General features: G+C 45.8%; 11 protein-coding genes. 8 read left to right on the top strand and 3 right to left on the bottom strand.

Going from position 1 to position 12,232, the window contains the following annotated elements:
• Window positions 1-3: 3 nt before the first annotated feature.
• The 5 genes from AACQ42_RS04690 (at window position 4) to AACQ42_RS04710 (ending at window position 4,055) form a co-directional block, all read left to right on the top strand.
• Window positions 4-825 (top strand): pyridoxal phosphatase, encoded by an 822-nt coding sequence (locus AACQ42_RS04690; protein ID WP_094165663.1) that lies wholly within the window; start codon window positions 4-6, stop codon window positions 823-825.
• A gap of 5 nt (window positions 826-830) precedes the next feature.
• Window positions 831-1,478, top strand: coding sequence for a 3-keto-L-gulonate-6-phosphate decarboxylase UlaD (locus AACQ42_RS04695; protein ID WP_017049270.1), 648 nt, complete (start codon window positions 831-833; stop codon window positions 1,476-1,478).
• 8 nt (window positions 1,479-1,486) lie between these two features.
• Window positions 1,487-2,368, top strand: coding sequence for an L-ribulose-5-phosphate 3-epimerase (locus tag AACQ42_RS04700; RefSeq protein ID WP_094165664.1), 882 nt, complete (start codon window positions 1,487-1,489; stop codon window positions 2,366-2,368).
• Window positions 2,369-2,556: 188 nt separating this feature from the next.
• Window positions 2,557-2,979, top strand: coding sequence for a hypothetical protein (locus tag AACQ42_RS04705; protein ID WP_094165665.1), 423 nt, complete (start codon window positions 2,557-2,559; stop codon window positions 2,977-2,979).
• Between the two features lie 119 nt (window positions 2,980-3,098).
• On the top strand, window positions 3,099-4,055 hold the full coding sequence (locus tag AACQ42_RS04710; RefSeq protein ID WP_026028427.1) for a diguanylate cyclase domain-containing protein: 957 nt from the start codon (window positions 3,099-3,101) through the stop codon (window positions 4,053-4,055).
• On the opposite strand, the gene AACQ42_RS04715 is transcribed toward AACQ42_RS04710, so the two are convergent.
• Entirely contained in the window at window positions 4,045-5,016 is a 972-nt protein-coding gene (locus AACQ42_RS04715) for an arginine deiminase-related protein (protein ID WP_094165666.1), read from the bottom strand. The genes AACQ42_RS04710 and AACQ42_RS04715 overlap by 11 nt on opposite strands.
• 511 nt (window positions 5,017-5,527) lie before the next feature.
• Between AACQ42_RS04715 and AACQ42_RS04720 the strand changes: the two genes are divergently transcribed.
• Both AACQ42_RS04720 and AACQ42_RS04725 read left to right on the top strand, forming a co-directional pair.
• Window positions 5,528-7,372, top strand: coding sequence for an ABC transporter ATP-binding protein (locus AACQ42_RS04720; RefSeq protein ID WP_064626585.1), 1,845 nt, complete (start codon window positions 5,528-5,530; stop codon window positions 7,370-7,372).
• 97 nt (window positions 7,373-7,469) lie between these two features.
• A complete protein-coding gene (locus AACQ42_RS04725) occupies window positions 7,470-8,174 on the top strand; it encodes a DUF445 domain-containing protein (protein ID WP_094165667.1) in 705 nt (234 codons plus the stop codon).
• An 89-nt stretch (window positions 8,175-8,263) separates the two neighbouring features.
• Here AACQ42_RS04725 and AACQ42_RS04730 read toward each other — a convergent pair whose 3' ends face one another.
• Window positions 8,264-9,019 (bottom strand): phosphatase PAP2 family protein, encoded by a 756-nt coding sequence (locus tag AACQ42_RS04730; RefSeq protein ID WP_094165668.1) that lies wholly within the window; start codon window positions 9,017-9,019, stop codon window positions 8,264-8,266.
• A 313-nt stretch (window positions 9,020-9,332) separates the two neighbouring features.
• Complete coding sequence (locus AACQ42_RS04735) at window positions 9,333-11,210, bottom strand: PhoX family protein (RefSeq protein ID WP_094165669.1); 1,878 nt, start codon at window positions 11,208-11,210, stop codon at window positions 9,333-9,335.
• 455 nt (window positions 11,211-11,665) lie between these two features.
• Between AACQ42_RS04735 and AACQ42_RS04740 the strand changes: the two genes are divergently transcribed.
• On the top strand, window positions 11,666-12,226 hold the full coding sequence (locus tag AACQ42_RS04740) for a hypothetical protein (RefSeq protein WP_047688797.1): 561 nt from the start codon (window positions 11,666-11,668) through the stop codon (window positions 12,224-12,226).
• Window positions 12,227-12,232: the final 6 nt, after the last annotated feature.

Raw genomic sequence — 12,232 nt, forward strand, 5'->3', positions numbered from 1 at the left:
GCTATGTATAAAGTTCTCGCGCTCGATCTTGATGGCACGGTGTTGACTGATGAACACACCATTCATCCTCAGCTAAAGCGAGCGATTCAACAAGCGCAGCAACACTGCCACGTGGTGATCGTGACTGGCCGTCACCACACGGCGGCTAAACCCTATTATCAAGAATTGGGGCTCACAACCCCCATCATCTGCTGCAACGGCACTTATGTGTATGACTACCAAAATGAAAAAGTGCTCAAGCACAATGCCATCACCAAGCACGATGCATTGACCTTTCTCGCTTTGGCTAAAGAGTTTCAAATGAAACTGGTGATGTATGTGACCGACGCGATGACCTATTCCAAGCGTAGCCCAATCGCCTACATGCAAGCGTTAGAAAAATGGGCCAACCAGTATCCACCGACGGCACAGCCCAAAATCGAGCAAATTGACTCGTTTCGTCACCGCGTCGAGCAAGAAACGTTTATTTGGAAATTTGTAGTTGAAGGGCTACCGAGTTCCGTTGAACGCCTTGCCCAACAAGCTTGGGTACAAGAGACATTCAACGGTGAGCGTTCATGGTCGAATCGCGTCGACTTTGCTGCCAAAGGCAACAGTAAAGGTCAGCGCTTGGCTGAATATGTGCAATCGCTCGGCTACCACGCTAATCACGTGTTGGCTGTCGGCGATAACCATAACGACATTTCAATGCTCGACTACGCCGGGCTCGGTGTGGCGATGCTCAATGCCGACGATACGGTGAAATCCCACGCCAAACTGATTTGTACAACCGATAACAATCACGACGGGCTCGCCCGTTTGATCCGTGACAAAATTCAAGGATAACTCTCATGACTAAACCAATGATCCAAATCGCTCTCGACCAAACTGACCTTATTTCTGCCATCGAAGTGGCAAAAAACGTAGCAAGCTTTGTGGATGTCATCGAAGTGGGCACCATCCTCGCCTTTGCTGAAGGCATGAAAGCCGTCAAAACGTTACGCCATAATCACCCTGACCATATTCTAGTGTGCGATATGAAAACCACCGATGGCGGTGCTATTTTGGCGCGGATGGCATTTGAAGCTGGCGCAGATTGGATCACCGTTTCTGCCGCAGCGCATATCGCCACCATCAGCGCGTGTAAGAAAGTCGCCGATGAACTGGATGGCGAAATCCAAATCGAAATTTACGGCAACTGGACCTTTGCTGATGCACAAGCGTGGATTGACCTTGGTATCACTCAAGCCATTTATCACCGTTCAAGAGATGCCGAACTGGCCGGTATTGGTTGGACAAGCGAAGATGTTGAGAAGATGCGAACTCTATCCGATATGGGGCTTGAACTTTCCATCACAGGTGGCATCGTGCCAGATGATCTCTATTTATTTGAAGGCATTAAGGCCAAAACGTTCATTGCGGGGCGTGCATTGGTCGGTGAAAAAGGTCGCGTCACTGCCGAAGCACTGCGCAGTCAAATCGATCGTTTTTGGTGCTAGGAGGCCGTATGTATCAGCATTTGCCACGCCAACGTATCGGGTTGTATGAAAAAGCACTCCCCAATCATTTCAGTTGGGAAGAAAAGCTCGCCACAACGAAAGAGCTAGGGTTTGATTTTTTAGAGATATCCGTCGATGAGTCGGATGAACGTCGTCAACGCTTAGACTGGGATGATGCAACCATCTATCAGCTACGAAGATGGTGTGAGCAATACCAAATCCCGCTGCAATCGATGTGCCTAAGTGCACACCGCAAGTTTCCTTTTGGCTCGTCAGACCCCGCCATTAGAGAGCAAGCCATTCTGCACATGGAGAAAGCGATTACCTTAGCTTACAAACTGGGCATTCGCACCATCCAACTCGCAGGCTATGATGTCTATTACGAACCCGCTAATAAAGAAACTCATCAACGTTTCATTGAAGGCATGCAGCTTGCCGCCAAACTGGCCGAGCGTGCTGGCGTGATGCTGGCAGTGGAGATCATGGATACCAGCTATCTTAATTCACTGAGCAAGTTCGAAATACTAAAGCGGGAAGTACCCTCCCCTTATTTTATGGCGTATCCAGATGTAGGCAACATTTCAGGTTGGAACTACGATGTGTGTACTGAATTGGCACTTGGTATGCCACACATTACTCAGATCCACCTTAAAGATACCCATTGTGTTACCTCTAGTTCCACGGGCCAATTTCGAGACTTGGTGATTGGTGAAGGAGAAGTCAATTTCGATGCTATTTCCCAAACGCTGAAAGAGGCAAACTGTGTTGTGCCGATGGTGATCGAAATGTGGGCGCAAGATGAACATTGGAAACAAAATATTCGTGTTGCGCAGCATCGGCTAAATCAAGCCTGCGATGCCGCTGATTCGCCTCGTTTATTCAACCTATAGCTCATTTATTCAACCTATAAATTGTGCTCGGGTGCATCTTTTATGCATCCTTCATCCTCATATTGGATAATGCCGCGCCCTCTCCCCCATGAGCGCGGTAGCTTTTCTTGGCAAATATTGACATCACCAACACAATCGCGCAGAGTTGCTTTTTGATAACGCCCCGATGCATAACACTCTGAGAACCAATGAAATTACTTCACTTACAACTCTTCTGGTATGAAAAGCATCACACCCTTTTAGAAATGGAAGCGCTCCCTACGCTCACCCCAATCCAAGAACAAGCACTGGCAGAGTGGGTTAAGTGTCGACGCAAAATATTAAGCTTTGAGGCTCACCAGCATACTTGGGTAAAAGTGAATGTAGACGGTTTTTCTTCCGCTTTGCATTTAAAGCCTAATGGCACGTTGGTCGAGCGAGATCTGTTTGGTGAAAAAACACTGCAAGGATTATGGAAAGTCATCGACGGTTTCTTATTTATCAAAGTGATCAGCGGTGAATTTATTGTCGAATATCAGATTGTTGGCAATAACGAACAGAGCATTCACTGCGGTATTGAGTACATCAACGGCCGAGTCAGTACCTACAGCAAATTTATTCAAACCAAATAAGCTTTGTGACCCACGGGAAAAAATGAGATGTATGTTGAACAAGATATCAACAACCTTGTGAATCCATCGGCAAACTGTGGCACACTCGACATAAATGCAGACTCGGTTCATCACGGTTTATGGAAGAGTACTTAAAACGAATCAAGCAGCTTGAAGAGCAAGTTGAGCATCTCAAAAAAGAAAACAGCTCTCTTGAAGAAAAACTGAATGCGACGCTAGAAGGCACTGGACTTTGTCTTTGGGAACAACACATTCCTAGCGGAACCCTTAAAATATTCAATAGAGAATGGGGTGATATGCTTGGCTATCAATCACACGAGCTAGACGCCACCGTCGACATTTGGAAAAGCAAGCTCCACCCCGATGATTATGACTTAGCCGTGGGCGCTTTTGAGGACCATTTGAATGGCAAGGCTGACACCTATCAGGTCATACACCGGATGATCCGCAAAGATGGAGGTCAAAGCTGGGTGTCGGATCGCGGCCGAATCGTTGAATATGATGAGAATGGAAAGCCGCTGCGCATGATGGGCACCCACACGGATATTACCAATGAAAAACATTATGAATTAGAACTCTCCAAACTCGCCGCGCAAGATCCATTAACCAACCTATTAAATCGAAAGGCGTTAGAAACTAAGTTTGACGAGATGAATGATCTTGTCGAACACCCTGCGGCACTGATTTTTATCGATTTGGATGACTTTAAAACCGTCAATGATCATCTTGGGCACCAAGCTGGGGATTTCGTGCTGCTCCAAGTTTCTCAATGGCTTCAAGAAAATGCGCCTCAACCATCATCGATTGCTCGTTTGGGCGGCGATGAGTTTGTCCTCTTGTGCATCAATCAAAGCACAGAAACGTTAAAGCAGTTTATCGACAGTTTGCTCACCAAAGCCTATTCACCACTAAAATTAAGCCATGGAGAAGTGCAAATTGGCTTTAGTATTGGTGTTTGCCAATTCACAACCTCAATGCATACTTTTGAAACCTTATATGAATTGGCCGACCAAGCAATGTATCAGGTGAAGAAAAATGGCAAAAATGGCGTTGAGTACATCAATCTTAGCCAATAGCAGGCAAAAACACTTCCCCTAACATACATCTCACCGAACCACCGCCAATATCCTCAATGGTCTTCACATTACACGGCAGTAACTTACCGTGACTGGCTAGCTGCGCACGCTGCGCCGGCGAAAAGGCATCAAACGCCGATTGTGACATAGCGATCACTTTATCCCCTGCCGCCGTTTCTAATTGTAAAATGTTGCCGCAGAAACAGTTCATCTGCTCAAGTGAAATTGAGATGATCTGTTTATCTTTAGCCAGTGATTTAACCACAAAACGACGTTCAAACTCCGGGATCACTTCATCGCAAATCACGCAGAATGCTTCACCAACCGCCATCATCACATTGGTGTGATAAACCGGTTGGCCTGAAGGCAACGCCGTTTGAAAAGAGACCACGCGATCATAACCGATACGTTTGGCGTACTCCTCTAGCACTTCACGGTCGCAGCGCTGTGACAACGCCGAATAGATGGTTCGATTAAGGTGATCCATCACCATCACACCGGTGCTTTCAAGATAAGCCTGCTGGTCTTGATACGCGAGCAACGAATCTTGCGCCAATATCTTGCGGCCTGACAAAGTAAGGGCTTCAACCAACGCTTGTGGGCGCACTTCTTGCTGTCGATTTTTACAAGCCATCGGAAAGGTAAACAAGGTTCCCTCTGGCGTAGTGCTAAACCAGTTATTGGGAAAGACGGCATCTGGCGTTTCCACTTCAGATAATGGGTAATCAAACTCCACTACTTGTACGCCTTCGAGACGCAGTGTCTCAACCATGCTTTGATATTCGGCCATGGCTTGGATGCGAACTTGTTCGGTACTCAATGCAACTTGGTGTTGAAATTCATTATCTTGTGCCGTTTGAGCGTTAAATTTGAACTCTTTTGGCGGCACCATTACGACACAATTGGCATTTTGTACCGTATTCACGGCTGGCTGTGTGATCACTTGTTCCTGCAACATCATAGAAACTTTCCCTTCTACTCACTTTAGGCCAATTGTAAGCATAATGTTAAAACAACATTGACTGAATTTTGGGTTATTTCATCGAATAACTCCTATTAATTACTGAGAAAACTATTTTTCACATTAAAAATTACGGCAAAATCCTCATCACACCTAAAAATATTCACCCTTATTCAAAAAATATTCACAGTAAAAACTCACTTAAAAGTAACGCAACTCGTTTATGGTTCTCTTATCGTCGATAACGATATTTTACTCGCTTCACTTTTTCACCCGATGGACGTTACTGACCATTCGAGCCGATGCTTGCGGCATTAACCACCGTATTAATCAGGCGCCGTTTTCTAGAGCCAAACGCGAAAAGTAATCCGCCACTTATGTTGTGATTTCGTTATACTTCTGTTCGGCTTACTCCATCATTTGCTCCCCTTATAGGAGTTCAACGTTAGATTCTCGCGTTCTAGGCTTTTGGTCTCTCATACTTTAGCGAGAATTGGCATAAGGATTTTCGATGTATAAAAAATTTGAAAGCTTTACCCAAGCCTTTCCCAAAGAGGAACCCAAACAGCCTCCTGCGACCTTATGGGCCTTTTGTCGTTACTACACGCGCGGCTTTGAAAAACCACTCATTTTAATGGCGTTAATCAGCACGTTAATTGCCGTTGTTGAAGTATCACTGTTCGGTTTTATGGGCCAACTGGTGGATTGGCTCTCATCCAGTAACCCAGAGACTTTCCTAACTGAGAACCGAGACACCTTGATCGGTTTATCTATTTTGGTACTCGTGATCATGCCACTTTTGATTGGCATCTATTCACTGTTGATCCACCAAACTATGCTCGGCAATTATCCCATGTCGATCCGTTGGTTAGCGCACCGTTATCTGCTCAAGCAAAGCCTCTCTTTTTACCAAGATGACTTTGCGGGAAGAATTGCCACTAAAGTGATGCAAACGGCGTTATCCATCCGCGAAACAGTGATGAAGACTTTGGATGTGTTTGTCTATGTGTCAGTCTATTTCACTGCGATTGTGGTGATGTTGGCGCAAGCAGACTGGCGTTTAATGGTGCCGATGCTCGTCTGGCTCGCGGCCTACATTTGCATTCAACTTCACTTTGTACCACAGCTTAAAAAAGTGGCATCAGAACAAGCCGATGCTCGCTCAACCATGACAGGGCGCATTGTCGATAGCTACACCAATATTGCCACGGTCAAATTGTTCTCACACACCCGCCGAGAAACCGACTATGCCGAACAAGGCATGGAGAGCTTTTTAGACACAGTTCACCGCCAAATGCGTTTAGTGACTGGCTTTAACCTGTGCGTTGAACTCGCTAACTATATTTTGGTGTTCGTGATTGCGGCGACTTCGATTTATCTATGGATGCAGAGTGCCATCAGTATTGGTGCAATCGCGATTGCGATCAGCCTTTCATTGCGCATTAATGGCATGTCGAAATGGATCATGTGGGAAGTCGGTGCACTCTTTGAAAACATGGGCACAGTCGTGGATGGCATGAAAACCCTCTCGAAACCGATCACCATTGAAGATAAACCCAACGCAAAACCGTTGCAGGTTGCACAAGGTGGCATCGAATTTGATGACGTGAGTTTCCACTATGGCGAGAATAAAGGCGTTATTAACCATTTAAACCTGACCATTAAACCGGGTGAAAAAGTGGGTTTAGTAGGGCGTTCTGGCGCTGGAAAATCAACTTTAGTCAATTTACTGCTTCGTTTTCATGATGTTGAAGGTGGGCAAATTCGCATCGATGGGCAAGCGATCAATGACGTCACCCAAGATTCGTTGCGCAGCAAAATTGGTATGGTGACGCAAGATACTTCACTGCTGCATCGCTCGATCCGCGATAACATTTTGTATGGCAACCCTGATGCAAGTGAAGAACAACTGCTGCAAGCCACCCGACAGGCACACGCACATGAGTTTATCGAAACACTCACCGACCCATTTGGTAACCTAGGCTATGATGCGCAAGTGGGCGAGCGCGGCGTAAAACTGTCTGGCGGCCAGCGCCAGCGAATTGCTATTTCCCGCGTGCTGTTAAAAGATGCGCCACTATTGGTACTCGACGAAGCCACATCCGCACTCGACTCCGAAGTGGAAGCGGCAATTCAAGAGAGCTTAAATGAGCTGATGCAAGGCAAAACCGTGATTGCCATTGCTCACCGTTTATCAACCATTGCCGCAATGGACAGGTTGATTGTACTCGATAAAGGTAACGTCGTTGAGCAAGGCACCCACCAAGAGTTGATCGCTCAAAACGGCATTTATGCACACCTATGGGCGCACCAAACGGGTGGCTTTATCGGTTGCGACGACGTTGAGATTGCTTAATGGTTTATCAACGGAGTTTGCGCTCCGTTGATGCTTCCACAATTGACTCTTTTTCCTTAGAATTCGCCCATTCCCTTTATTTAACTAGATTTGGATTATGAACAAGAGCTTACTCACTAATATCATTGCGCTAGCGCTCCTTGCAGCGGGCTATCAACTGGATAACACCATTGCGCTGTATGCGGGCTTATTTGCCTTTTCTGGCGCAATCACCAACTGGCTTGCGATTCACATGCTGTTTGAAAAAGTGCCCGGACTCTATGGCTCGGGTGTGATACCTGCTCGCTTTGAAGAGTTCAAAACCGCAATCAAGAGCCTGATGATGGAGCAATTTTTCACCCAGTCCAATATTGACCGCTTCCTCAGTAAAGAGATGACGGGCAGTAAAACGTTGGATCTTGAGCCTGTGATTGCCAAAGTTGACTTCAACCCAACCTTTGATTCTTTGGTCGAAGTGATTGCAAACTCTCCATTTGGCGGCATGCTGGCGATGTTTGGTGGAACCGACGCGCTACAACCACTCAAGCAACCGTTTGTCGAAAAAATGCAGCAATCTATGATTGATATCAGCCAGAGCGATAGCGTTAAACAAGCGCTCAAAGAGCAGTTAGAAGCTCCTGAGATGATTGAAGAGATCACCGCTAACATCGAAAACATCATCGATCAACGTCTCAATGAACTCACGCCTAAATTGGTGAAAGAGATGGTACAGAAGATGATTAAACAGCACCTTGGCTGGTTGGTTATTTGGGGTGGAGTATTCGGTGGTTTGATTGGTGTGGCTTCCTCCTTCTTTGCCTGATTGCCGTTACTTATGTGATTGTAAAATGTGATTACAAAAAAGCCAGCACGTTTAAATGTGCTGGCTTTTTTATGATGACTCGTGACCCATTAACAGAGATGAAGACGCGTTAATAGTGGTTTTAATTTAGGGTGATCTAAGGGGTACACCTTGGGTATCACAAGGTAAATCATGCTGACAAACAGCAAGGAACCGTATAAATCAACCGGACGATGCATCCCTAACCATAAGCGGCTAAAGGCGACCCCACAGGCCCAAAGCAGTAGACCTGCCGCAAAGATATAGCGCTTTTGTTCAATAAACAGACCACCAAAGAAAGCCAGACAAATAGCAGCGAAGATCGTATGGCCAGAAGGAAATGAATAGTCCTTTTCACCCTGCCAATGACGTAAACGCCAGTCACTGACTTGGGTTGCGATGTCGGTCATCACACTTTCTTTTTGTAATTCACTCAATTTATAAAAATGCGCAGGGTTTGGAATAAGCAGTTGATGCGTCATCAATTCAGTGTACGGGCGCGGGCTTTCTGTCAAATGTTTTAAACCCGTTTTGGCAGCCATACCAATCACCAATAACAAGCCAATTTGAATAATGCGGTTAAGCAGTTCAATGCGGGAAGTCGCTGTCCGTGTTGCCAAAAAAGCCAACAAAGCAAAGGTAAAACCAAAGCCTTGCCAACCGGCCGAATCGGTTAAATAGGTAAAAAATGCACCGACGCCCTCGCTCACTGGCGTGGTCAAATCAATCGAAGACCCAACCAATGAGATGGGAACTAACAGCAACGAGAACAAAGCTAAGAGTACTAAGCCCGATTTTTTGATTTGGATTTGCTTTTTCACGCTCAATAGACACCGCTGGATTATTGAAGATCAACATAATAACGGACGACACGCAAAGAACGTATCAAGCGATTGTCAATTTGAGGGAAAATAATCGCCCCGATCTCACCCTTTTTACTTATTTTCCTGACACAAAGAATTCATGCATAACGTGTAGGAAAGGCAAACCAGACCATGTCCTGCCCAACCGAAACAACGTCTTCTTTCGTGCAAGATAGGAGGCGCCAAGAACGTGAATGAATGATGGCAACAGCGTTGACCGACAGCAGGAATGTTAAAAAGGGAGCCGCAGCTCCCTTCAGAGGAAAATGATCAGGGCTTATGCGCCAATCACCCCGCCGTCTTCACGAGTGATCATCATAATGGTCGAACGCGGCTTGGTGGTTCCGCCGTATGGGAAATGCGATGGCGCTTCATCTTCCCCAGGGTGTTGAACGCCAACAAACATGGTTTTTTGATCCGGTGAAAAAGTTAACCCTGTTATTTCACAAGCAATCGGCCCAGTTAGGAAACGTTTCACTTCACCAGTAATTGGATCCCCGCACAACATTTGGTTGTTGCCTTGCCCAGCAAAATCCCCTTTGTTGGAATAGTTGCCATCGGTTTGAATCCACAAGCGACCCGCTTTGTCAAAGCCGATACCATCAGGGCTGTTGAACATGTTGTCTGCTGAGATATTGTCGCTGCCCGCATAGAGATCGCCTTTATGTACCGTTGGGTTGCCCGCAATCAAGTACAGATCCCATGCAAACACAGTACTAGTGTGATCCTCATTGGCTGGCATCCAGCGCAGAATCTGGCCATAGTTATTCTTAGCGCGAGGGTTAGGACCACCAACAGGTTGCCCCTCTTTACCTCGGTTTTTATTGTTGGTCAGTGTACAGAACACGTGCTTATTATCAGGGTGAATCGCAACCCATTCAGGACGATCCATTGTCGTAGCACCCACTTGAGTCGCTGCGCGGCGAGCAAAAATCATCACTTCTGCTTGGTCCTTAAAACCATTTTCTGGCGTTAAACCATTTTTACCAAAGGTCAATTCAAGCCACTTTCCTGAACCTTTCAGCTCTTGCTCATTCATATCAAACTTAGCAACAAAGAGGGTTCCTTCTTCCAATAAGTTGCGATTCGCCGCATCGTTACCAGCTTGGTAGCGATTTTTTGAAACGAATTTGTATAGATGTTCACCGCGTTCATCATCGCCCAGATAGACCACAGCATGGCCATCTTTATTGAGTGTAAGCGCCGCATTTTCATGCTTGAAACGACCTAACGCCGTGCGTTTGAGTGGCGTCGATGTTGGATCGTTCGGATCAATTTCCACCACCCAGCCAAAACGGTTTGGCTCATTGGGATTTTTCGCAACGTCAAAACGCTCATCATGTTGGTGCCATTGATAATCACTGGGTTTGGCTTCAATACCATAACGCTTATGATCAGCCGTTAACTTCACGCCATCTTGGTTACTACCAAAGAAATCATCAAAGTTCTCCTCACACGTTAAGTATGTCCCCCACGGCGTTTGACCATTCGCACAATTGTTAAAAGTTCCCAGTGGATTTAAGCCCTTAGGATCAGTGGCGGTTTTCATTAGCGTATGGCCTGCAGCTGGCCCAGTGAGCAGCATTGGTGTGTTTGCCGTGATACGACGGTTACGCTTCCCTGCGCGGTCAACCGTCCATTGGCCATTTTTGTGCATCACTTCAACGACGGTAACGCCGACCGCAGCTTGCGCTTTACGCACATCATCTGCTGTCATCGATTTGCCTTTGTGATCAAACAAGTATTCGTAATTGGTGTATTCATTATTAATCGCAAGCACACCGCGATCATCCGAAATTGGGAAGAAGCTCATGCCATCAGTGTTATCACCAAATTGAAGCTCTTGTGCTCGTGAATCTTGTTTACCACTTTGGTCAAACTCAGGAGCATCAACAGAAATAGGGTCACCCCATGAAATCAACGGAGTCGCTTTGTACCCTTTAGGCACAATGACTTTATCAGCCGTTGATGCTGGAATAGCCTCAAAGTTGAGCAGTGAAGAGCTCGACTTTGCCGCCACAGCCTTAGCAACTGGATTTAAAGATAAAAACGCGCCTGCACTGACTGCCGCACTACCCGCCATAAAACGGCGGCGAGAGAGTCTCGCTTCGATCATTTCACTAAATTGAGACTCTTGCTCATCACGCTTCCACATGTTTGCTCCTTGACTTTACTTGTCTTGTTATTGGATTTTGCAAGCAGCTTAGCGGTCTATCGTGACAAATAAGTTAAATTTACATTGCTTAACGGTGACAGTGAGTTAAAAAATAAAATCTATGCGTTAGCTAAATAAGCCATTCAGCACAGCTGGGTCACCACAAGTATCACTCCAAATCGATATTTTCTAACCGACCTCGTCGAGAAAACAATACAACCGGCACCGCCATCAAGCTTGTCAATTGTCAATTGTCAATTGTCAAAACGGATAGTTTTTTGTTTTGTTTGGCAAGAGATGAATATTCATTTGATCATGCGCTCAAATCACACCTATTTTTTTACAGTTTTCTATTCTTAAACTAGGCTCAAGGTGCATATGGATGAATATGAACATCTAAGATCACTACATACCTTATACACAACGCAAAATACCTAACTCGACTGGAGTCTGTTATGAAATATTTTATTTGCCTGATCGCTTGTTTCTCCTTTTCCTCCTTTGCTAATGAGTTTGAAGGGGCGCTAAAAAACTTCATTGATACCAAGGTGGCTGAAATCATTGCTAATCCCGTTTTAATCCAAGCCATTAATGCTCAAAACGCTCAACACGCTAACCTAACTCAAATGCAAATTGATCAACTCGACAAGGATTGGCGTAGCCAAGTGGGCCAAACCGATGCTCCACTGATCAACAAACTGCTCTCTTCCCCCGCATCTTCTGAACTTAAATCGATTCAACAAGCTAGCAACGGGCTAATTACGGAGATCTTTGCTATGGATAACAAAGGGCTGAATGTCGCCCAAAGCGAGATTACTTCTGACTACTGGCAAGGAGATGAGGAAAAGTGGCAAGACACCTACCTTAAAGGTCCAAGCGCATATCTAATTGGTGAGATAGAAGAAGATGAGTCGACCCAAATGTTTCAGTCACAGATAAGCCACAGCGTGGTTGACCCTAGCTCAGGGAAAGTGATTGGTGCCATCACCATCGGCGTTAACGTAGAAGCTCTTTAACTCATT

This window comes from Vibrio sp. V12_P9A6T4 (assembly GCF_963874835.1).
GTDB lineage: Bacteria > Pseudomonadota > Gammaproteobacteria > Enterobacterales > Vibrionaceae > Vibrio > Vibrio anguillarum.

Coding starts and splice junctions, on each gene's coding strand:
- AACQ42_RS04700 (WP_094165664.1), top strand. CDS start 1,487: ATGTATCAGCATTTGCCACGCCAACGTATCGGGTTGTATGAAAAAGCA.
- AACQ42_RS04695 (WP_017049270.1), top strand. CDS start 831: ATGACTAAACCAATGATCCAAATCGCTCTCGACCAAACTGACCTTATT.
- AACQ42_RS04735 (WP_094165669.1), bottom strand. CDS start 11,210: ATGTGGAAGCGTGATGAGCAAGAGTCTCAATTTAGTGAAATGATCGAA.
- AACQ42_RS04725 (WP_094165667.1), top strand. CDS start 7,470: ATGAACAAGAGCTTACTCACTAATATCATTGCGCTAGCGCTCCTTGCA.
- AACQ42_RS04740 (WP_047688797.1), top strand. CDS start 11,666: ATGAAATATTTTATTTGCCTGATCGCTTGTTTCTCCTTTTCCTCCTTT.
- AACQ42_RS04710 (WP_026028427.1), top strand. CDS start 3,099: ATGGAAGAGTACTTAAAACGAATCAAGCAGCTTGAAGAGCAAGTTGAG.
- AACQ42_RS04720 (WP_064626585.1), top strand. CDS start 5,528: ATGTATAAAAAATTTGAAAGCTTTACCCAAGCCTTTCCCAAAGAGGAA.
- AACQ42_RS04705 (WP_094165665.1), top strand. CDS start 2,557: ATGAAATTACTTCACTTACAACTCTTCTGGTATGAAAAGCATCACACC.
- AACQ42_RS04690 (WP_094165663.1), top strand. CDS start 4: ATGTATAAAGTTCTCGCGCTCGATCTTGATGGCACGGTGTTGACTGAT.
- AACQ42_RS04715 (WP_094165666.1), bottom strand. CDS start 5,016: ATGATGTTGCAGGAACAAGTGATCACACAGCCAGCCGTGAATACGGTA.